The 19,959-nt window shown below is 60.8% G+C and carries 16 protein-coding genes and 3 pseudogenes; 9 read left to right on the top strand and 10 right to left on the bottom strand.

The window, feature by feature from the left end; genetic code table 11:
• Window positions 1–4: 4 nt before the first annotated feature.
• Window positions 5–388 carry a glycine cleavage system protein GcvH gene (gene gcvH / locus ACEPAJ_RS17440; protein WP_090380831.1) on the bottom strand — a complete coding sequence of 128 codons (384 nt, stop codon included), beginning with the start codon at window positions 386–388 and terminating at the stop codon, window positions 5–7.
• A 492-nt stretch (window positions 389–880) separates the two neighbouring features.
• Between gcvH and ACEPAJ_RS17435 the strand changes: the two genes are divergently transcribed.
• From ACEPAJ_RS17435 to ACEPAJ_RS17415, 5 genes and pseudogenes are all read left to right on the top strand, one after another.
• Window positions 881–2,653, top strand: a complete 1,773-nt coding sequence (locus ACEPAJ_RS17435; RefSeq protein ID WP_425916544.1) for a DUF1302 domain-containing protein — start codon at window positions 881–883, stop codon at window positions 2,651–2,653.
• Between the two features lie 29 nt (window positions 2,654–2,682).
• A complete protein-coding gene (locus ACEPAJ_RS17430) occupies window positions 2,683–4,053 on the top strand; it encodes a DUF1329 domain-containing protein (protein WP_425916542.1) in 1,371 nt (456 codons plus the stop codon).
• 155 nt (window positions 4,054–4,208) lie between these two features.
• Window positions 4,209–5,075 (top strand): hypothetical protein, encoded by an 867-nt coding sequence (locus ACEPAJ_RS17425; protein ID WP_425916540.1) that lies wholly within the window; start codon window positions 4,209–4,211, stop codon window positions 5,073–5,075.
• A 50-nt stretch (window positions 5,076–5,125) separates the two neighbouring features.
• Window positions 5,126–6,436 (top strand): annotated as a pseudogene (locus ACEPAJ_RS17420) (hypothetical protein); the annotation flags it as partial.
• Window positions 6,437–6,559: 123 nt separating this feature from the next.
• Window positions 6,560–6,745, top strand: a pseudogene (locus tag ACEPAJ_RS17415) (response regulator transcription factor); the annotation flags it as partial.
• Window position 6,746: 1 nt separating this feature from the next.
• Here ACEPAJ_RS17415 and ACEPAJ_RS17410 read toward each other — a convergent pair.
• The gene (locus ACEPAJ_RS17410) at window positions 6,747–7,550 is read right to left on the bottom strand and encodes a SirB1 family protein (RefSeq protein ID WP_425916538.1); all 804 of its coding nucleotides are present in this window, start codon (window positions 7,548–7,550) and stop codon (window positions 6,747–6,749) included.
• Between the two features lie 165 nt (window positions 7,551–7,715).
• Here ACEPAJ_RS17410 and ACEPAJ_RS17405 point away from each other — a divergent pair, with 165 nt between their 5' ends.
• The gene (locus ACEPAJ_RS17405) at window positions 7,716–8,735 is read left to right on the top strand and encodes a Leu/Phe/Val dehydrogenase (protein ID WP_425916536.1); all 1,020 of its coding nucleotides are present in this window, start codon (window positions 7,716–7,718) and stop codon (window positions 8,733–8,735) included.
• A gap of 108 nt (window positions 8,736–8,843) precedes the next feature.
• On the opposite strand, the gene ACEPAJ_RS17400 is transcribed toward ACEPAJ_RS17405, so the two are convergent.
• On the bottom strand, window positions 8,844–9,104 hold the full coding sequence (locus ACEPAJ_RS17400) for a YebG family protein (RefSeq protein ID WP_274088169.1): 261 nt from the start codon (window positions 9,102–9,104) through the stop codon (window positions 8,844–8,846).
• 193 nt (window positions 9,105–9,297) lie between these two features.
• Window positions 9,298–10,299 carry an MBL fold metallo-hydrolase gene (locus tag ACEPAJ_RS17395; protein WP_425916533.1) on the bottom strand — a complete coding sequence of 334 codons (1,002 nt, stop codon included), beginning with the start codon at window positions 10,297–10,299 and terminating at the stop codon, window positions 9,298–9,300.
• A gap of 276 nt (window positions 10,300–10,575) precedes the next feature.
• Between ACEPAJ_RS17395 and ACEPAJ_RS17390 the strand changes: the two genes are divergently transcribed.
• Entirely contained in the window at window positions 10,576–11,082 is a 507-nt protein-coding gene (locus tag ACEPAJ_RS17390) for a phosphate-starvation-inducible protein PsiE (protein WP_425916531.1), read from the top strand.
• Window positions 11,083–11,092: 10 nt separating this feature from the next.
• Here the strand turns inward: ACEPAJ_RS17390 and ACEPAJ_RS17385 are convergent, their stop codons facing one another.
• From ACEPAJ_RS17385 to ACEPAJ_RS17360, 6 genes are all read right to left on the bottom strand, one after another.
• On the bottom strand, window positions 11,093–13,729 hold the full coding sequence (locus tag ACEPAJ_RS17385; RefSeq protein WP_425916528.1) for a DEAD/DEAH box helicase: 2,637 nt from the start codon (window positions 13,727–13,729) through the stop codon (window positions 11,093–11,095).
• 152 nt (window positions 13,730–13,881) lie between these two features.
• Window positions 13,882–14,775: a helix-turn-helix domain-containing protein gene (locus tag ACEPAJ_RS17380; RefSeq protein WP_425916526.1), complete on the bottom strand. Its 894-nt coding sequence runs from the start codon at window positions 14,773–14,775 to the stop codon at window positions 13,882–13,884.
• A 92-nt stretch (window positions 14,776–14,867) separates the two neighbouring features.
• The gene (locus ACEPAJ_RS17375; RefSeq protein WP_425916524.1) at window positions 14,868–15,101 is read right to left on the bottom strand and encodes a thioredoxin family protein; all 234 of its coding nucleotides are present in this window, start codon (window positions 15,099–15,101) and stop codon (window positions 14,868–14,870) included.
• Between the two features lie 15 nt (window positions 15,102–15,116).
• A complete protein-coding gene (locus ACEPAJ_RS17370; RefSeq protein ID WP_425916522.1) occupies window positions 15,117–16,121 on the bottom strand; it encodes a permease in 1,005 nt (334 codons plus the stop codon).
• Window positions 16,122–16,144: 23 nt separating this feature from the next.
• Window positions 16,145–17,212, bottom strand: coding sequence for an ACR3 family arsenite efflux transporter (gene arsB / locus ACEPAJ_RS17365; protein WP_425916520.1), 1,068 nt, complete (start codon window positions 17,210–17,212; stop codon window positions 16,145–16,147).
• A gap of 51 nt (window positions 17,213–17,263) precedes the next feature.
• Entirely contained in the window at window positions 17,264–18,337 is a 1,074-nt protein-coding gene (locus ACEPAJ_RS17360) for an ArsO family NAD(P)H-dependent flavin-containing monooxygenase (RefSeq protein ID WP_425916518.1), read from the bottom strand.
• A gap of 115 nt (window positions 18,338–18,452) precedes the next feature.
• On the opposite strand from ACEPAJ_RS17360, the gene ACEPAJ_RS17355 reads away from it, so the two are divergent.
• Together ACEPAJ_RS17355 and arsH are read left to right on the top strand one after the other, a co-directional pair.
• Window positions 18,453–19,226 (top strand): metalloregulator ArsR/SmtB family transcription factor, encoded by a 774-nt coding sequence (locus ACEPAJ_RS17355; protein WP_425916516.1) that lies wholly within the window; start codon window positions 18,453–18,455, stop codon window positions 19,224–19,226.
• A gap of 23 nt (window positions 19,227–19,249) precedes the next feature.
• Window positions 19,250–19,959: pseudogene (arsH, locus tag ACEPAJ_RS17350) on the top strand (arsenical resistance protein ArsH).

Raw genomic sequence — 19,959 nt, 5'->3', positions numbered from 1 at the left:
TCTCTCAGGCGTCAGCATTGGCGTTGAGCAGGCGCTCGTAGGCGGCCTGATCGAGCAGGTCGGCTACCGCGCTGGCATTGGCCGGACGGAAACGGAAGAACCAACCTTTACCCAGGGGATCTTCGTTGACCAGCTCAGGGCTGGATTCTAGCTCGCCATTCACTTCAACCACCTCACCGTCCAGCGGCATGGCGATGTTGCTTGCAGCTTTTACCGATTCCAGCACAGCCACTTCTGCGCCTTCAGCGTAGCTCTGAGCTTCAGGCAGCTGGACGAATACCACATCACCCAAGGCTTCCTGGGCATAGGCGGTGATGCCCACGGTAACCAGGCCATCGGCATCCTGACGCAGCCATTCGTGCTCAACGGTAAAACGCAATTCGCTCATGTGAACTCCTCAAGGGTTGTGACTCGCCCTTTCTGTTGGGGGCGATGTGCTGGACGCGCGTGCTTAGCAACGGGCGGAAAGTGCAAAGACCCTAGCAAGGTAGGTGCCATTCTATTTTTTATCAATAAAAACAATGACTTGCGTTATTTTTCAGGGGCCGCTTTTATTGCGTGTGTAGTGATTTCAATACGGCTGGTTTGGGCGTGTAGGCAAAGTGCTCAGCAAGCGCCCTAGCGCCGTGGGGGGAGCGGTTTGTGTCGCTTTCATTACGCTGTACTTGTTTCGATACGGGTTCTGGGTGCGGCGGGGTATTCATCCAGGCTATGCAGCCCAATCGAAATGGTTCATGGCGGCTCTGTAAGTCGGCTTTTTAGAGCGTCATTCACTCTTTTGGCTGACAGGGCAAATACCTCTTTCGGGCGCTTATCCGGCTTCAGGCGGCTGGGTAGCGTGGGGGCCTCAACACGAAACCCCGCTTTCCAGGAGAGCCGCATGAGAACAACAACAAGACATGCCATCTTCCAGCCCAGCGTATTGGCTGTTGCCATCGCTATTGGCTGTGTCGCGCCTGTCCAGGCCGTAACGTTCAATATTGGTGAGGTCGAAGGGCAGTTCGACTCATCCCTTTCTGTGGGGGCCAGTTGGAGCGTACGCGGTGCCGACCCGGACTTTATCGGTACGCGTAATGGCGGCAAGGCATCCTCTCAAACGAACGATGATGGGCGTCTGAACTTCAAGAAGGGCGAAACCTTCTCGAAGATTTTCAAGGGTATTCACGACCTTGAACTCAAGTACGGCGATACCGGTGTGTTTATCCGCGGCAAGTATTGGTACGACTTCGAAACCAAGGATGAAAGCCGTCTGCTCTACGACATTGACGACAGCAACCGCAAGACAGCGGCGCAGGCCTCTGGCGCGGAAATTCTGGATGCCTTCATCTACCACAACTACAGCCTGGGCAGCATGCCGGGCAGTGTGCGGGTGGGTAAGCAAGTGGTCAGCTGGGGTGAAAGTACCTTTATTCAGAACTCGATCAACTCGATCAACCCGGTGGACGCGGCGGCTTTTCGCCGACCAGGGGCTGAGATCAAGGAGGGTTTGATTCCGGTCAACATGCTCTACGTGTCACAGAGCCTGACTGACAGCTTGAGCATGGAGGCGTTTTACCAACTGGAGTGGGATCAGACGGTTATCGATAACTGCGGCACGTTCTTCGCGCCCAGCGATACCGCGGCGGATGGCTGTAACGACCGCCTTGCGGTGTTTGGTGCTGATGCAGCGCCTGGCGTTTCAAACAATACCGGAGCCCCGGGTAACCCTATTTTTGTTCCACGCGGTGGCGACCGTGATGCGCGCGACAGTGGCCAGTTCGGCGTAGCTCTGCGCTGGTTCGCTGAGTCGCTGAATGACACCGAGTTCGGTCTGTATGCCATGAACTATCACAGCCGTACCCCGAGCGGCAGTTTTGTGCGCACCACCACGCCGTCGGCGGCCCTCATCCCCGGCGCGCCGAATGCCCGTTACTTTCTTGAATACCCCGAGGATATTCGCCTCTATGGCGTGAGCTTCCAGACCAACGTCAATGGAACTGCATTGTCCGGTGAACTGAGCTACCGGCCCAATATGCCGATCTCGATTAACTCCACTGACCTGACATTCGGCTCGCTCGGGCTGCCCAATTCGCCTGTATTCACCAGCGGCCATGCGCGCAATGTCGCCGGCGAAGAAATTCCCGGTTATGTCCGTAAGCCTGTAACCCAGGCACAGGTGACAGCTGTGCAATTCTTTGACCGAGTGCTCGGCGCGAGCCGCCTGACGGTGCTTGGCGAGGTGGGTTACAACCATGTCAGCGGCATCAGTGATGATGTGGGTGAGCTGCGCTTCGGCCGTGATCCGGTCTATGGCCTCGGTGAGCTAGCCGCGAATGCAACCTGTACTGGGGGGCTCAATACCGCCAATCCTGATCAGTGTAATGACGATGGCTTTTTCACCAGCAGTTCCTGGGGCTACCGCCTGCGCGCCAGCGCCGATTACAGCAACGTCTTCGCCGGGATCAACCTGACGCCGAGTATCGCCTGGTCGCATGACGTCGATGGTTACGGGCCGAACTTCAGTGAAGGCACTAAGGCGGTGAGCCTCGGCCTGAACGCCGACTACCAGAACACCTATAACGCCAGCCTCAGCTACACCGACTTCTTTGGTGGTGATTACAACACCAACGTCGACCGTGACTTTGTCGCCCTGAGTTTTGGTGTGAACTTCTGATCAACGCAGTGCAAAAGGATCCGTACACAATGAAAAACACAAGAATCCTGCAAGCTGGAGCGCTGGCGCTGACTTTGTTAGCCAGCAGTGTGATGGCCGCAGTCTCCGAGCAAGAAGCCGCCCAACTGGGCGCCAGCCTGACGCCACTGGGTGGGGAAATGGCCGGTAATGCCGATGGCAGTATTCCGGTCTGGGATGGCGGCCTTTCCACCAGCGCCGCCGCGGTCGATGGCAAAGGGTTTCTCGCGGACCCGTTTGCCAGCGAGCAACCCTTGTTCACCATTACCGCCGCCAATGCCGCGCAATACAAAGACAAACTGTCAGCCGGCCAACTGGCCATGCTTGAGCGCTACGCAGACAGCTACAAAATCCCGGTTTACCCCACGCATCGCACCACGGCGGTACCCGCCGCCATTGGTGCGGCAGCCAAAACCAGTGCGCTGAATACCACGCCGGTCGATGGGGGTAACGGTCTGCAGAACTTTAATGCCAGTCGTTATTACGCCTTCCCGATTCCCAAGACTGGCGTTGAGGTGGTCTGGAACCACATCACCCGTTACCGGGGCGGTAACACCCGCCGAGTGGTTACCCAGGCCACACCCCAGACCAATGGCTCTTACAGTTTGGTGAAGTTCGAGGATGAGGTGGCCTTTCCGGCAGACATGCCTGACCTTGATCCGGCCAAGGGCAGCAACGTGCTGCTGTATTTCAAGCAGCGGGTGACCGCGCCATCACGCCTGGCCGGTAACGTGTTGCTGGTTCACGAGACCATCGACCAAGTTAAAGAACCGCGCCTGGCGTGGATCTACAACGCAGGTCAGCGTCGCGTGCGCCGCGCGCCGCAGGTGGCCTACGACGGCCCGGGTACCGCCGCTGACGGTATGCGTACGGCAGACAACTTCGACCTATTCTCCGGGGCGCCGGATCGTTACGACTGGCAGCTGGTCGGCAAAAAGGAAATGTACATTCCCTACAACAGCTACAAGCTTGATTCGCCGGCGCTGAAATACGATGACGTTATCAAGGCCGGGCACATCAATCAGGACCTGACCCGTTATGAGCTGCACCGGGTTTGGGAAGTGGTGGCGACGCTGAAGAGCGGCGAGCGGCACATCTATGCCAAGCGCCATATGTATGTCGACGAAGACAGCTGGCAGATCGCCCTGGTTGATCATTACGACGGCCGTGGCCAGCTCTGGCGTGTTGCCGAAGGCCATGCGCAGCAGTACTTCAACCATCAGGTGCCGGGCTACACCCTTGAAGCGCTGTATGACTTGGTGGCCGGTCGTTATTTGGCCCTGGGCATGAAAAACGAAGAAAAGTCGTCTTATAACTTCGGCTTCAAAGCCTCGGCGGCTGACTACACACCGGCTGCCCTGCGCAGCTCCGGCGTGCGCTAAACCGTCAGGCAACAACAGCTACTCCGTGATTGAGCGGCCTGCGGGCCGCTTTTTTTATCGCCTGCTATCACGTGCTGTTATAGCGCTTTAAGCCTCGCAGCTTGAGGTTTAGCCTGCGATGACCCGGTTACGCTAGAACAATAAAACGAGCCGCCATGAACGCATTAGCGCCTTTCTCGCTGAGCGTCGCTGCGTCTTCCTGCGGCAGCGTCAAGCGCCCACCCCCAGGCCATATTCGCCGATTCGCCCTGCAGCAACGCTTACTCGCGCAAGACTGCCGGCTGCGATTGCTGATCGCCCCAGCAGGCTTCGGCAAGACCGTATTGCTCGCCGACTGCGCCCGCGAATGCCCGCAGGGCTTTCAGCTGATTTGGCTCAACTGCGGCGCTGATGGCATGCCGGTCGATCACCTCACTCAGCAACTGGGCAAGCTGCTTGATTACCCCGCGCCTCTGACCGCTGATGACATGCTTGCGGCGCTCGCGCAGGAGTCGCGGCCGCTGTGGATCATGCTCAATGATTACCCCGCACGGCCTGACAGCGCCCTGGATGACTTTCTCAATCAATTACTCACGGTGACGCCCGCTGGCGTCTGCTGGTGGCTGGGCAGTCGTCGTCGCCCGGCCTGTAACCTGTCGCGCTTGTTGTTGGAGGGCGAGCTGCTTGAACTGGGCGCGACGGATCTGTCGTTTACCGACGCCGAGGTAGCAGGTTGGCTGCAGCAACTAGACCCGGCCCGCAGCGCCTGGGTGCATGAACTGCACGGGCTGACCCAGGGCTGGCCGGCGGCCTTGCGTCTGCGTCTGTTGGCCGCTCAAGCCGAGCATGCCGAGGTGGATGCACCGCTGGATGCGGAGCATGATCACCTGCTGGCCGAGTACGTCGAGCGCGAGGTCCTGCATGATTTACCGCATGAGCTGCTGCAGATGCTCTACCAACTGGCCCAGCTGCCCTGTTTCAACCTAGCGCTGTGTGATCACCTCTTCGGTGTGGGCGAGGGGCGGACTGGCTGCGTCAGCTGATTGAGCGTGGCCTGTTTATTCAGGAGCTTGAGGCGGCCAAGGGGTGGTTTGTGCTGTTCACGCCCTTGGCCACGCTGTTGCAGCGGCAGACAGCGGGCGTGCCCTATGGCGCGCTACATGTGTATGCGAGTCAGTGGTTTGCCAGCCAGGGGGATATTCGTGCAGCGGTAGAGCATGCGCTGCTGGCCGGTCAGCCGGAGGTGGCCAGTAGTTTTCTTGAGCGTTTTACCGAAGAGCAGGTGCTGCAAGGTCAGGATTTGGCGCTGATTTTGCGCTGGCGCAGCGAGTTGCCGGAGAGTCTGTTGAGCAGCACGCCGCGACTTATTCTGCTGAATGCCTGGGTCTTGCTGCTGGTCGGGCGCCTGGATGAGGCGCAGGTCTGTATTGATCAACTGGCCAAGTTTCAGCCACGCAGCGACGGCCCGCGTACCCGTGAGTTGTTTGCCCACTGGCAGGCAATCCAGGGAATCATCGCCTACGGTCGGGTGTGTGCGGTGACTGCCCGCAGTCATCTGCTTGAGGCCTTGCAGGGGTTGCCGGAAAGCGCCTGGTCACAGTCGTTGCTGTGCCGCTCGGCATTGACCCTGGTGGCGATTGGCCGGGGCGATCTGGAGCTGGCGCAAAAGCTTAGTTTCGAGGCGTTGAAGCAGGCACGCTTGCACGACAATGCCGTGTTTGAGGCTTTGCTGGAGCTGGACCATGCCTTGTTGTTGGAAGCCCGCGGCGAGTTTGCCCGTGCGGAGACGCTGCTCCAGCGGGTGCTGACGGCAACCCAGCCAGCGGCACTGCAAAAGACTCCCGTACTGGCGCGGTTGCAGTTGCGTTTGGCTCGTGTGCAGTTACGCCAGGGGCGGCTGCGTGAGGCCGCTGCAGGGTTTGCCAGTGGCCTGGAGCAGGCGCTCAATTGCGGTGATCCAGGCGCGTTTCACGGTTATCTCGGCCTGGCTGAGTTAGCCATGGGGCAGGGTGATTTTGCCGGCGCTTTTGCGCATTTAGGCGAGGCTGAGCGCCTGATGCAACGCCAACATGTCAGTGAAACCCTCTACCGCGGCACCCTGCTGCTGGCCAGCAGCCATTTGTGGGTTGCTCAAGGTCACTATGAGCGGGCGCGTATGGCGGTGGGCAGGGTTCTGGCTTATGAGCAGAAGGTTAAGGCGATTCTGCCAACGCCCAACTTCCCTGAACTGATTCCGCGGTTGCAGCTGTTATTGCTGCATTTGGATCTGCAGCAGGGCAAGGATGTACGTGATGCGCTGCAACAGCTGTTGGCGCAAAGCCTGGGGCAGGGGCGGCAGGCACTCGCCAGTGAAGTTTGGCTGGGCTATGCCCAGGCCTGTGCACTTTTTGATGATAAAGCGGCGGCCGAGCAGGCGCGTGAAAGTGCACAGGCACTGCGCCGGCGCTTGGATTATCACTGCCTGTGGTTCACGGTCGCCCCGTCGCCAGGTGACACGCCTAACGCGCCGTCATCAGCGGCCAATGCTCTGAGCCAGCGTGAGTTGGCCGTGCTGCGCTTGATCGCGCAGGGCTGTTCGAATCAAGAGGTGGCCGAGCAACTGTTTATCTCACTGCACACGGTTAAGACCCATGCGCGGCGGATCAACGGCAAATTGGGCGTGTCGCGGCGCACGCAGGCGGTGGCCAAAGCCAAGGCGCTGGGTTACTTCTGATTCAGTGCAGCGCCGGGCTGGCGCTAAGCAAGCGTAAACGCTGGCTGAGCTGCAGGCGCTGTGCCGGTTCATCACAGAGCAGCAGCGCGTACTGCAGGTCGAAGCGCTCACCCTGCGGGCAATCCAACTGTTGATAAATATCCGCGCGGGCCAGGTGGTCATGCAGGTTGGCTGTACCCAGAAGCAGCACGCGCTCGGCATCGCGCAATGCAGCCAGCGGCTCATCGGCCTGTTGATGCAGGCGGCGTAGATTGCGCGACAGGCGCTGCAACATGCTGCGGGCGTCACAAGGCAGCAGGTGGCTGGCGCTCAACTCGGTGTGCGGGCCGTACTGGCGTTGCAGCAACTCGCGGCAATCGCGGGTATACAGGCGGCGACCGCTGCACGGGTCCAGCAGGTGATCGGCGCCCGGTACGCGCAGCAGAAAGTGCCCAGGGAAGTTCACCCCTTGCAGGGGAATCTCCAAACGTCTGGCCAGCTCCAGTGCGAGCAAGGCGAGGGTGAGCGGTTGGCCACGGCGACGCTGCAGTAGCAGATTAACCAAGGCTGCTTGTGGCCGAAGCGGCTGCTCGTCATCTTCGTGGAAGTTCAGCTCAGTCAGCCGGCGCAACAACGATTGCGCCAGCTCCTTGGCCGGCAGATTGGGCAAGCCTTGAGCGATGTGCTGTTGCAGGCTGTCGACCTGGCGCAGCAGGTCAGCCGGGTACAGGTGGGGCTGATGCTCCACGGCGATCCACAATGCCGCCTCGAACAGCGCAGGCGGTTGTTGCTCCAAGCAGGCAAGGCAGGCAGTGCGTGGGTCCATGACAATCTCCCGGTGTCTCTGGGTTTGTAGTCAAGTGCTGGCGCTTCGTCCAGCGGATTGTTGCAACCACAGGTGTAGCGAGCGTTCTGCGGCAACTGACCGCCGGGAGGGTGCCGGCAGCGCCGGTGCCTATACTGATTTGCAAATCAGTACGGGAGCACCAGCATGTTCGCCCTGATGGAAACCGCCCGGCTGGAGTCGTTGCACTTCGCCGTGGACCCGCTGACCGGTCTGCAGGCCATTATTGCCATTCACAACAGCCGCCTGGGCCCCGCGCTCGGTGGCTGCCGTTATCTACCCTACGCAGACACGCACAGTGCGATTGAAGATGTGCTGCGTCTGGCCAAGGGCATGAGCTACAAGGCGGCATTAGCCGGCCTGCAGCAGGGCGGCGGCAAGGCGGTGATCATTCGCCCTGCGCATGTCGAGAATCGCGGGGCACTGTTTGAAGCCTTCGGCCGGTTTATCGAAACCCTCAACGGCCGCTACATCACCGCCATGGACAGCGGTACCTCTAGTGTCGATATGGACTGCATTGCGCAACACACCCAGCACGTCACCAGCACCACGGCCGAGGGCGACCCTTCGCCGCACACCGCCATGGGCGTGTTTGCCGGTATTCGCGCCACTGCGTTGGCGCGCCTCGGCAGTGACAACTTGGAAGGTTTACGCGTGGCCATTCAGGGTTTGGGCAATGTGGGTTATGCCTTGGCTGAGCAACTGCACGCCGCCGGTGCCGAGTTGCTGGTCAGTGATCTCGACCCTGGGCGCGTGCTACTGGCGGTTGAGCAGCTGGGCGCGCGGCCGGTGGCCAGCGAAGCCTTGCTCGCAACCCCGTGCGACATCCTCGCGCCCTGTGGGCTTGGCGGTGTGCTGAACCACACAACAGTCAGCCAACTGCGCTGCTCGGCGGTGGCGGGGGCGGCGAACAACCAGCTGGCCAGTGCTGATATCTCCGACAGCTTGCAGGCACGGGGGATTCTCTATGCGCCGGATTATGTGATCAATGCAGGTGGCCTGATCTACGTGGCGCTGAAGCACCAAGGTGAAAGCCTGGTGGCGATCACCGCACACCTGACGCAAATCAGCCGGCGCCTGACGGAAATCTTCGGCCATGCCCAGGCCGATAAACGCTCACCGGCAAGAGTCGCCGATGCCATTGCCGAGCGGTTGCTGTACGGCTAAACCGGCGATTAAATCTCGCCACTAAAACGCCTTCCGCGCTGCAGTTAGTATTGGCTAGAAACACAAAACCCCAGTCATTGACTGGGGTTTTGCTGACCACCTTGCGCGCTACTCGGCAGCGGGCGCGTTCAGTTCACTCAAGGCGTCAGGCTGGTTTTTGAAAGCCTTGGCGAACACATCGCGGTTCTTCGCCATGTAAATTCCCAGCTCTTCGCCCTGGGCTTCATTCAGCGACGGCACGGCTTTTTGCAGCACCTCGGTGAGCAGCTCAGCCAGTTCGAGCATTTTGTCATGACGGTCGGCTTCGGCTTTATCCATGAATAAACGCTCCAAATCCCGGCTGCTGCGGTACACCACTTCGACGGCCATTCATCACCTCTACGCCTTCACGCTGATAAGTTGCAATAGACTGTTTATCTGTACAGTGGTTGCGAGCATAAAGAACTCGCTGGCATTTGAACAGCAGCAATTTCCTTGCCGATACCGGCTCACCCATGCGCCGCTGCTTGCTGACTCCCAGCTAGCCTGTCGAGTGGGCAGGCCGCTGGCTGGATGCGTTAGCTTAGCGATCGCTGCGAATTGGGCCAAACTCGACCGGTACCCAGGCATAAGCACTGCCTTCGCTGCGAACATGGCCAATCCCTGGGAAGGGCATGTGTGCTCCGGCTACCCAGAGCTTGTCGCGTGCGGCCTCAGCAAAGAGCTTCTTGCGGGTTTCCACGGCTTTGGCCTGGTCTGAGTCGAATTCGATAACCACTTCTGGTTTGGCGAACTGCACGGCATGGCTGTGCACAATATCGCCCCACACCAGCAGGCTCTGGTTCTTTGAACTGAGCAGGTAGGAACTGTGCCCCGGGGTGTGGCCATTGCTCGGTACCACGCTAAGCCCGTCGAACAGTTGGCTATCGGGGCTGTAGCGTTTCAGGCGCTGTTGGGCGGCGTAGGGGGCGACCGACTGCTGCGACATGGTGAACATCCCGCGTGAGGCTTCGGGCGCTTGGCTGGCGGTTTCAGCACTGAGCCAGTAGTCGGCTTCGGTTTGCGGTACATACACCGTGGCGTTGGGGTACGCCGCCTTACCGTCAGTGGTGAGCAGGCCGCACGCATGGTCAGGGTGCAGGTGCGTGAGCAGCACACTGTCGACCTGCTCCGGGCTGTAACCCGAAGCTTTTAGGTTGCTCTGCACCACGCCGAGTGTGGGGCCGAAGCATTGGGCGGCGCCTGTATCGATCAGCAGCAGCTGAGTGCCGGTGTTGATCAAATAGGCATTGACCGCGGTTTGTACGCCATTGCTGGAGTCGATAAACATTTTTGTCAGTAGGCTTTGTACGTCTTCTGCACTGGCGCCCTTGAGAAGTTTGTTATCGAGGTCGATGTAGCCGTCATAGAGTGCAGTGACTTCAAAGTCACCCAGGGCCATGCGGTAGTAACCCGGTACCTGAGTCTGCTGCTTGGCTACCGGAGCGGCACTGGCGCTTAGGGGGATCAGCGCGGTGAGGGCCGTGCAGCTGATGACGGCAGCGGCGCGCAGTGTCTGGCGAACGAGCGATAGCGGTAGAGCCATGGGTGATCTCCTGTAATGATCAGCGCGCGAGCGATTGAGTCGCCGGCGCGGGTTAAGCAGTGCTTATGGCCTGTCTGGCTCAGCTTGTCCAATAGCCAGATCGTGTCATGCCAGTATGCAAAAACTATTAATTCGGCATGCTGCGGCGGGCCGGCATAGCTGTTGCGCGTGCTTTTTAACCGGCATAAAGCTTCTTCTACTGCAGTTCCATGCGCGCGCGTCAGAGGCGGTGCGCATGGCTGGCCATTTATCGTTTGTTGGATTCAAGGGGGTTGTATGGGCAAGTCAAACTGGGCCGAGCAGATGCGCGAGCGCCTGCATGGGCAGGCGGAATCGCTGGGTAATCTGTTGATGGAGGCGTTCCATTACCTGGCGCTGTTTGCCATTGGTGCAGTGACTGCCTGGGCCGCGGTGATGGCCTTTCTCGGCATGCTGGACAAGGGCCACATCACCGTCGATGACATCCTGCTGCTGTTTATCTACCTGGAATTGGCGGCGATGGTGGGGATCTACTTCAAGACCAACCACATGCCGATTCGCTTCATGATCTACGTGGCGATTACCGCGCTGACCCGTCTGATGATTTCCGACATCTCGCACAACCACAAACCCGATATAGGCGTGGTCATGGTGTCCGGGGCGATTCTATTGCTGGCGCTGGCGATTTTTGTGGTGCGTTACGCCTCCTCACGCTTCCCTGCGGTGCAGGCTGGCGGGTCGCGCAAGCAATCCAACCCGGCCGATGATGCGGCGGAAAAGGACGACACCCAGAGTGACGACTGAGTGGTTTTACTCAGGGGCTTAGCGGGGCAAACAGCGCCTGCAGGTCATCTTCGCTGAGCTGCAGCTGAGTCTGGCTGCCGCCTGCCAGCACGCCGCGGGCCAGGTTTGCCTTGGCCTGTTGCAGGTGTTGGATCTTTTCTTCGACGCTGCCGCGGGCGATCAGCTTGTAAACGAACACCGGTTTGTCCTGGCCAATGCGGTAGGCGCGGTCACTGGCCTGGGCTTCGGCGGCCGGGTTCCACCAAGGGTCGAAGTGGATCACGGTGTCGGCGGCGGTCAGGTTCAGGCCCGCGCCGCCGGCTTTCAGGCTGATCAGGAAGATCGGCAGTTCGCCGGCCTGGAACTGTTGCACCGGGGTGCGCCGGTCCTGGGTGCTGCCAGTGAGCTTGGCGTAGGGGATGTTGCGGGTCTTTAGTTCGGCTTCGATCAGCGCCAGCATCGAGGTGAACTGCGAGAACAGCAGCACTCGCCGGCCCTCGGCGAACAGCTCGTCGAGCATTTCGAGCAGGCCGCTGAGTTTGCCTGAGTCGGCACTGGTCAGGTTGCTGTCACCTTCGTCACCGAGCAGGCGCAGGTCACAGCAGGCCTGGCGCAGGCGCAGCAGCGCTTCGAGAATTACGATCTGGCTACGTGCTAAGCCCTGACGGGCGATTTCGTCGCGCACCTTTTTATCCATGGCCAGGCGCAGGGTTTCGTAGCGGTCGCGCTGCGCCGCGCTGAGTTCGACCCACTGGGTGATCTCGGTTTTCGGCGGCAGCTCGCTGGCCACCTGCTCCTTGGTACGCCGCAGGATAAAGGGTTTGATACGCCCATTGAGGTGCGCCAGGCGCTGTTCGTTGGCGTTCTTCTCAATCGGCGTACGGTAGTCGCGGGTAAAACTTTTACTGTCGCCGAGCCAGCCGGGCATGAGGAAGTTGAACAGCGACCACAGTTCGCCGAGGTGATTTTCCAGCGGCGTACCGGTCAGACACAGGCGCTGCCCGGCTTGCAGTTGCCCGGCGGCAATGGCGGCTTTGCTACGCGGATTTTTGATGTTCTGCGCTTCATCGAGAATCAGCAGGCGATAGCTGTGTGCGCTCAGCGCCTTGAGGTCGCGCGGCAGCAGGGCGTAAGTGGTGAGAATGATGTGATGTTCGGCGATCTGCTTGAACAGCGCACGGCGCTTTGGCCCGTGCAATGCCAGCACCTTGAGCTGCGGGGTGAAGCGCGCGGCTTCATCCTGCCAGTTGGGGATCAGGCTGGTGGGCATGACGATCAGCGCCGGTTGCTGCATGCGCCCGGCGTTGTACTCGCAGAGGATATGCCCGAGGGTCTGCAGGGTTTTGCCTAGGCCCATGTCATCGGCCAGCAGGCCGCCCACACTCAGCTCGGCCAGCCCCTGCATCCAGGCCAGGCCTTGTAATTGGTAAGGCCGTAGCTCCGCCTGCAAACCTGCGGGTGGCTGCAGGGTGGCGCTGTCCAGCTGTTGCAGGCGTTGGGCGAAGTCGCGCACCTGGTCACCGCCTTGCCAGCTTAAAGCGGGGCCTTCTGTTAGGTGATTCAGCCGTGCGGCATCCAGGCGTGACAGGCGCAGGCGTTGGCTGGATTCACCGGGCTCGCGCACGAACAATTCGCCAAGGGTGGCCAGCAACGGCTTTAGCCGGGCCAGCGGCAAGGCCACGCGTTTGTGGTTATGCGGCAGGCTGACCAGCAGCATTTCATCGTCATCGCGCTTGTTCAGGGCTTCGCCATTGAGCAGCCAGGGCTTATGGCGGATGGCCTGCAGCAGAATCGGCAACAGGCTGATGCGCTGACCTTCGACCTCAATGCCCAGCTCCAGGTCAAACCAGGTTTGCTCGGGGTCTTCTTCGACCTCGGCGTACCAGTCATCGACCTGCGCCAGGTTGTATTGAAAGTCCGGCTGCATGCGGATCAGCCAGCCTTCCTCGCGCAGCAGCGGCAGTTGCTCACGGACAAACAGCAGCCAGGCGGCTTCATTGGCTTGCTCATAGGCTTCGCCGGCGCTTTCCGGCAGGGCTTCGCTTTGCCTGAGTGACACCTGCATGCCGGTCTGTTGCAGGCGTTTGCGCAGCTGCGCTTCAGCGTCGAGGTCACGCACGATGCGCAGGCTGTGGGTGGGACTTTGTTTGATCAACAGGTCTTTGCCGCTTTTGCCCGAGGCCAGGTAACCCTGGTAATCGAAGGCCAACGCGGCGCGGTGCTGGGTTTGTTCCTGCATGCGGCCCTTGCGCGCATCGAAATGCACGCGCACCAGGCTGCCAAGGCTCAGCACGGGGCTGGGTTGCAGGTGCTCCAGGCGCTCTTCGCGGGCCTCTGGGCTGCTGACGATCAGCGGCGAGAGGTCGACGCCTTGCTCCTGCTGGCTTTGCAGGGTGAGTAGGGCGCTGGCGACATGCTTGCAGTTGAAGCCCACCGGGCAGCTGCACTTGCCGCTGACAGCCCAGCCCTGACCGTAGTGATTTAGGGTGATGCGTTGCTGATAGGTTTGTGCGCCAGAGCCCCGGCAGCTCGCGAGCAGGGTACTGTCTTTGAGGCTGAGCAGACGGCTGCGGCCTTGCGCGGCATAGCCCTGGCCGCGCTGCAGGTCGCCCACGCCGAATTCCGCGCGCCAGTCTTCCAAGCGCAGATGCAGGATGTCGAGGGCCATCAGTGGCACTCAGTGTGCGAAAAGGTGAGGCGTGGCATGGGTAGCTTTCTCAGGGGCAGCCGATGATTCTTGCACAGCCAGCAAGGGATTAGCAGACGGTGTGCAGTTTCAGCGGGTGATCCATCGAGCGATCTGCTGGGCGCAGCGCTGCATTAACGTGTGTTGCCCGAGGGCTGTTGCAGGGCTGTGCGGTATTGCCCCGGTGTGGCGCTAAAGGCCTGGCGGAAGCGGTTGTTGAAGTGGCTGGGGCTGGCAAAGCCGCAGGCCAGAGCGACCTCAGCCAGTGGCAAGTGGCCGTGTTGCAACAATTGCTGAGCATGGCGCAAACGCTGCGCCAGCACATAACGATGGGGCGGTACGCCAAAGCTGAGCTGGAACATTCTGGCGAAGTGGTACTCGGAGAGGGCGCATAAGCTGGCCAGGGTCCCCAGGCTCAGTGGCTCACTGAGATTGGCCTGGATAAATTCGCGCACCCGCCGGCGCTGGCTGGGCGCTAGGCCACCTTTCAGGCGCAACCCTTCGCGACGACCGACCTGGGACAGCAGGGCATGGCTGATCAGGCCATGGGCCAGGCTGCTACTGAGCATGCGTTCGCCGGGTTCACTCCAATCCAGCTGGCTGAGCTGGCGAAAGCGCTGGGCCTGCTGCGCATCATCGAGAAAGGTGCCTTCGCGCAGTTGCAGTTCCCGTGGCTCACGATCCAGCAGATGGACGGCGGCGAGGGCGAACTGCTCCTGGCTGATATACAGATGCGCCAGTTGAATTTCACCGTTGATCACCCAGGCCGACTGGTGGCCGGCCGGTAGAACGCACAGCTTGTTCGGTGCGCCCTTGCTGTGCGGGCTTTCGCGGCGGAAGGTGCCAGTGCCGCCGGCCAGGTAGCAAGACAGCGTGTGGTGGCTGGGCGCCTCATAGTCGCGGGCATCGTGGCGGTTGCTCCACACAGCCGCCGCCAGCCCATCGCCCAACTCGGCGCTGCGATGCAGGCGAGTGTGCGGTGAGCTGTGCATGCTCTGGAAAACCTGTAAGTGCTCAAGTTGCGACATAACGCCTCCGTCGCAGCATGCTACGCCGAGCGTTTCGCGGTGCCAGCCCCTGAGCGCAGAAAAGCGCAAGATTGTGCAAGGCGGCGCACGACTCAGGCGCTCAGCAGTTTCTCCACATCGCTGGTGCTGAGCACTTTGCCGACGGACACCACTTTGTCGTCAATCACCAGCGCGGGTGTCGACATCACGCCGTGGGCGGCAATTTCGGCGATATCGGTCACCTTGAGTATCTGTGCCTCGCGGCCCAGGTTAGCCAGGGCAGCCTGGGTGTTCTCGCCCAGGGTGATGCATTTCTTGCAGCCGGAACCGAGGATTTTAATGATCATGCTGTGCTCCATTAGTCAGATAAATAGGTAGGCGAACGCGTTAAACAGGTAGCCAATCAACACAATGCCGACCGCCACGATGCCGAAGAACAACGCCAGCAGCGGTGCTTTGACCACTTTCTTGAGCATGATCAGCGAGGGCAGCGACAGCGCGGTGACGGCCATCATAAAAGCCAGCGCCGTACCCAGGCCGACGCCTTGGCCAACCAGCGCTTCGGCAATCGGCAGGGTGCCAAAAATATCGGCGTACATCGGGATGCCGAGCACAGTCGCCAACGGCACCGACCACCAGTTTTCCTGGCCTAGCAGCGCTTCGATCCAGCCGGCGGGAATCCAGTTGTGGATGGCCGCGCCAATGCCGACGCCGATCAAGACGTACAGCCACACGCGGGTGAAAATATCGCTGACCTGCGCCCAAGCGAATTGCGCGCGATCGCGGCGCGTCAGCTGTTCTTGCGGGATGTCGAGCACTGGGTTGTGCATGACAAAGGCTTCGACATAGCGCTCCATCTTCGCCCGGCCGATCAGCGTACCGCCGAGCACCGCCAACACCAGGCCGATCAGCACGTAGGCGATGGCAATCGACCAATTAAAAATGCTCGCCAGCAAAATCACCGAGGCCAGGTCCACCAGCGGCGAGGAGATCAGAAAGGCAAAAGTCACCCCCAGCGGTAAGCCGGAACTGGTAAAGCCAATAAACAGCGGGATCGACGAGCAGGAGCAAAAGGGCGTGATGGTGCCCAGCAGTGCGCCGGTGAGTTTGGCCTTGAAGCCGCTCATGCTGCCGAGAATGCGCCGGGTGCGCTCTGGCGGGAAATAACTCTGCACCCAGGAGATGCTGAAAATCAGAACGGCGAGCAGGATAAAAATCTTGATCACGTCGTAGATAAAGAAGTGCAGGCTGGCGCCGATGCGGCTGCTCATGTCCAGGCCGAAGCCGTCCTCCAGCAGCACACGCACCAGCCAGGCCAGCCAGTCCATGCGTAGCACTTGATCATTCAGCCATGTGAACCATTCCATCTGTTGTGTCCTTGGGTGTTCGGTTAAGTGCGTTCGTACCAGCCCTTGCTGTTATTAGCCATGCGCACCAGCCAGAGCATGACCGGCACCTCAATCAGCACGCCAACCACCGTGGCCAGCGCCGCGCCGGAGTTGAAGCCATACAGCGCGATGGCCACCGCCACCGCCAGTTCGAAGAAGTTCGACGCGCCGATCATCGCTGCTGGCCCGGCGATGTCGTGGCGCACCTTGAGCTGGCGGCACAGCCCGTAACCGAGGGCGGCGATAATTAGCGTTTGCAACAGTATTGGCACCGCCAGCAGGGCGATGATCAGCGGCTGCGCGACTATGGTTTGGCCCTGGAAGGAGAACAGCAGCACCAGCGTGGCCAGCAGCGCGAGGATGGAGAACGGGCTGATCTGCGCCAGCGCCGCTTGCAAGGCTGCATCGCCCCTGCGCAGCAAGCGTGCGCGGATAAACTGGGCGATGGCCAGGGGGATGACGATATACATCACCACCGACAGCAGCAGGGTGTCCCAGGGCACCGGGATCGATGACACGCCGAGCAGCAACGCGACGATAGGGGCGAAGGCGAACACCATCACCAGATCGTTGATCGCCACCTGAGTCAGGGTGAAGTTGGCGTTGCCCCGGCACAGGTTGCTCCAGACGAACACCATCGCGGTGCAGGGCGCGGCGCCCAGCAGAATCAGCCCGGCCACATAGCTGTCGATCTGCTCGGCCGGCAGCCAGTCGGCGAACACATGTCGCAGAAACAGCCAGGCCATAAAGGCCATGGTGAAGGGCTTGATCAGCCAGTTGACGGTCAGTGTGACGCCCAGGCCGGCGCGCTGCTGGTAGATCTCGCCAATGGCGCCAAAATCGATCTTGATCAGCATGGGGATGACCATCACCCAGATCAGTATGCCCACTGGGATATTCACCTGAGCGATTTCCAGTGCGCCCACTGCCTGCGAAGCGTTGGGGGCGAACAGGCCGAGCAAGGTGCCGCCGATAATGCAGAGAAACACCCAGAGCGTCAGGTAGCGCTCGAACACCCCTAGTGGGGCACCTGCGGCGTGCTTGCCGACCACTTCACACGGGCTGGACATTAGGATTTCCTTGTTACCGAGCACTGAGTCTAACGACGCTCGACGGGGCTTCTATTGATCTGTATCGCCCTGCAGGGCTGCGGCTATTTCACTGACCGTGCTGCGCGCGGTGCGGGTGACGCCGATCAGGGTGGCCGAGGCTGCACCGGTCCATTCGCCATAGCCGACCAGCCAGAGGCCGGGTTGTTTGCTGGAACGGGTGCCGTCGACGGCGATCTTGCCATCGGCTTCCAGCACGCCCAGGCTTTGCAGATGGTCCAGCGCCGGGCGAAAGCCGGTGCACCAGATCACTGCATCTACTGCTTCGTGGCGGCCATCGGCCCACTCCACGCCGTTCGCGGTAAAGCGCTGAAATGGCCGCTCGGCCACCAGCACGCCACGTGAGCGGGCTTCACGTACCGGCTCGACCATCACGATATCGCCGAGGCCACCGACGGGTTGGTCAATCACGCGGCCTTCCTGCTGGGCCTTCCAGCGTTCGGTGGCGCGCTCGAACAGCACCCGGCCATCGACCTCGTCGGGCAGAAAGGCCGGCGGTTCCGGAGTGATCCATAACGTGTCGGCGACTTTCGACACCTCGGCGAGAATTTGCGCCCCAGAGTTGCCGCCGCCCACCACCAGCACGCGTTTGCCGGCAAAGGTCTGCGGGTTGCGGTAATGCGCCGAGTGCAGTTGCTGGCCGGCAAAGGCTGCGCTGCCGGGGTAGGCCGGGATAAACGGCTTGCTCCAGGTGCCGGTGGCACTAACCAAGGCGCGGCAACGCCATTGCTGGCTACCGGCCTGCACCACAAGCAGCTCGCCGTCGCGGGTCACTGAATCGACATGCACGGGCCGCACAATCGGTAGTTGATAGCGCGCTTCGTACTGCGCGAGGTAGTCGATTACTGCATCGCGGTGCGGGTAGCCAGGCTCAGGGTTGGGCATCTGCCAGCCGGCGATGGAACTCCAGGTGGCCGGGGAGAACAGGCGCAGCGAATCCCAGCCATGCTGCCAAGCGCCGCCGGGCTGCGGCTGATCATCCAGCAGCAGAAACGACAGTTGGGTACGCCGCAGAAAGTAGGCGGTGGCCAACGCGGCCTGACCGCCGCCGATAATCAGAACATCCGCTGAGGCTTGCGGGGGCATGCTGTCGCTCCTGGGGTGCTCGCGTGAGGTGAGTGCCGGGTGGTGAAGATATGCGGTTTACAACATATATGGTTTTCAATATATTCGCCAAACCGAATTTGCAGGCACTGTTGTGATGACATTGAAAACCCGCGTGTTGTTCCTCTGCGTGGCCAACGCCGCTCGTTCGCAGATGGCCGAGGCGCTGTTGCGTCATACCGACCCCGATGGCTACGAGGTGTGCAGTGCCGGCATCCAGCCCAGTGAGGTTGACCCGCGTGCGCGCCTGGCGCTGGAGCAGTTAGGCGTCAGCACTGCAGGGTTGCACAGCAAAGCGCTGGAGCAGTTCAACGCTCAGCAGTTCGACTACGTGATCACCCTGTGCGACAAGTCCGCCTTCGAGTGCAGCACCTTGCCCGGTGCCGGTGAATACATCGCCTGGGATTTCGAGGACCCGGCCAGCAGCCCGCAGAAAAATGCCTACAAGCACTGCCTGCAGCAGATCCACGAGCGCATCAAAATGTTCGTGCTGGTCAAAAGCAAAGCCAGCGCTCCGGTGCAGGTGTTGGCCCCCGTCACCCTGTTCAAATGCCTGGCCGACGACACCCGCGCGCGCATGACCCAACTCATCGTGCAGGAGGGCGAACTGTGCGTTTGCGAGTTGACCGCCGCCCTGCAGGAAAGCCAGCCGAAAATCTCCCGCCACCTGGCGCAACTGCGCAGCAGCGGCTTGTTGCAGGATCGCCGCGCCGGGCAATGGGTTTACTACCGCCTGCATCCGCACCTGCCGGCTTGGGTTAAGCATACCCTGGCGCAGGTGCTCACCGCGGATGACCCGCAACTGGCCGAAGACCGTCTGCGCCTGCACAGCATGCGCGACCGCCCGGACCGCGCCGCCCTCTGCGGCTAAGCCATCCTTTTTAGAGAAAGACCATGACATCCGAACTGCCGAATATCGACCCCGAGCTGCTGGACATTCCCGCTCCAGACAAACTGGTACAGCCCGCTGTTAGCCATAAACCGCGCATCCTGCTGCTGTATGGCTCCAACCGCGCGCGCTCTTACAGTCGCCTGCTGACCGAGGAGGCCGCGCGGCTGCTTGAGATGTTCGGCGCGGACACACGGATCTTCAATCCCAGCGGCCTGCCGCTGCCGGACGACGCCTCTGAGGATCACCCCAAGGTGCAGGAGCTGCGCGAACTGGTGCTATGGAGTGAAGGCATGGTCTGGTGCTCGCCGGAACGCCACGGCGCGATGACCGGGTATTCAAATCGCAGATCGACTGGATCCCCCTGAGCATGGGCGCGGTGCGGCCGACCCAGGGTAAAACCTTGGCCTTGATGCAGGTCAGCGGCGGCTCGCAATCGTTCAATGCGCTGAACCAAATGCGCGTGCTCGGGCGTTGGATGCGCATGTTCACCATCCCCAACCAATCGTCGGTGGCTAAGGCCTTTCTTGAATTTGACGACGCCGGGCGGATGAAGCCCTCGGCTTATTACGACCGCGTAGTCGACGTGATGGAGGAGCTGGTCAAATTCACCCTGCTGTTGCGCGAGCAGACGGACTATCTGGTGGATCGCTACTCCGAGCGCAAAGAGTCGGCTGAGCAGCTGTCCAAGCGGGTCAACCAGGCCTCCATCTAG

The sequence above is a fragment of the Pseudomonas sp. GWSMS-1 genome, assembly GCF_049847425.1.
In the GTDB taxonomy this organism is placed as follows: Bacteria; Pseudomonadota; Gammaproteobacteria; order Pseudomonadales; family Pseudomonadaceae; genus Aquipseudomonas.
This window is presented reverse-complemented; position numbering and strand designations above follow the sequence as displayed.

Bases quoted from the DNA above. Each gene is read 5' to 3' on its own strand.
- gcvH (WP_090380831.1), bottom strand. From the start codon at position 388: ATGAGCGAATTGCGTTTTACCGTTGAGCACGAATGGCTGCGTCAGGAT.
- ACEPAJ_RS17435 (WP_425916544.1), top strand. From the start codon at position 881: ATGAGAACAACAACAAGACATGCCATCTTCCAGCCCAGCGTATTGGCT.
- ACEPAJ_RS17430 (WP_425916542.1), top strand. From the start codon at position 2,683: ATGAAAAACACAAGAATCCTGCAAGCTGGAGCGCTGGCGCTGACTTTG.
- ACEPAJ_RS17425 (WP_425916540.1), top strand. From the start codon at position 4,209: ATGAACGCATTAGCGCCTTTCTCGCTGAGCGTCGCTGCGTCTTCCTGC.
- ACEPAJ_RS17410 (WP_425916538.1), bottom strand. From the start codon at position 7,550: ATGGACCCACGCACTGCCTGCCTTGCCTGCTTGGAGCAACAACCGCCT.
- ACEPAJ_RS17405 (WP_425916536.1), top strand. From the start codon at position 7,716: ATGTTCGCCCTGATGGAAACCGCCCGGCTGGAGTCGTTGCACTTCGCC.
- ACEPAJ_RS17400 (WP_274088169.1), bottom strand. From the start codon at position 9,104: ATGGCCGTCGAAGTGGTGTACCGCAGCAGCCGGGATTTGGAGCGTTTA.
- ACEPAJ_RS17395 (WP_425916533.1), bottom strand. From the start codon at position 10,299: ATGGCTCTACCGCTATCGCTCGTTCGCCAGACACTGCGCGCCGCTGCC.
- ACEPAJ_RS17390 (WP_425916531.1), top strand. From the start codon at position 10,576: ATGGGCAAGTCAAACTGGGCCGAGCAGATGCGCGAGCGCCTGCATGGG.
- ACEPAJ_RS17385 (WP_425916528.1), bottom strand. From the start codon at position 13,729: ATGGCCCTCGACATCCTGCATCTGCGCTTGGAAGACTGGCGCGCGGAA.
- ACEPAJ_RS17380 (WP_425916526.1), bottom strand. From the start codon at position 14,775: ATGTCGCAACTTGAGCACTTACAGGTTTTCCAGAGCATGCACAGCTCA.
- ACEPAJ_RS17375 (WP_425916524.1), bottom strand. From the start codon at position 15,101: ATGATCATTAAAATCCTCGGTTCCGGCTGCAAGAAATGCATCACCCTG.
- ACEPAJ_RS17370 (WP_425916522.1), bottom strand. From the start codon at position 16,121: ATGGAATGGTTCACATGGCTGAATGATCAAGTGCTACGCATGGACTGG.
- arsB (WP_425916520.1), bottom strand. From the start codon at position 17,212: ATGTCCAGCCCGTGTGAAGTGGTCGGCAAGCACGCCGCAGGTGCCCCA.
- ACEPAJ_RS17360 (WP_425916518.1), bottom strand. From the start codon at position 18,337: ATGCCCCCGCAAGCCTCAGCGGATGTTCTGATTATCGGCGGCGGTCAG.
- ACEPAJ_RS17355 (WP_425916516.1), top strand. From the start codon at position 18,453: ATGACATTGAAAACCCGCGTGTTGTTCCTCTGCGTGGCCAACGCCGCT.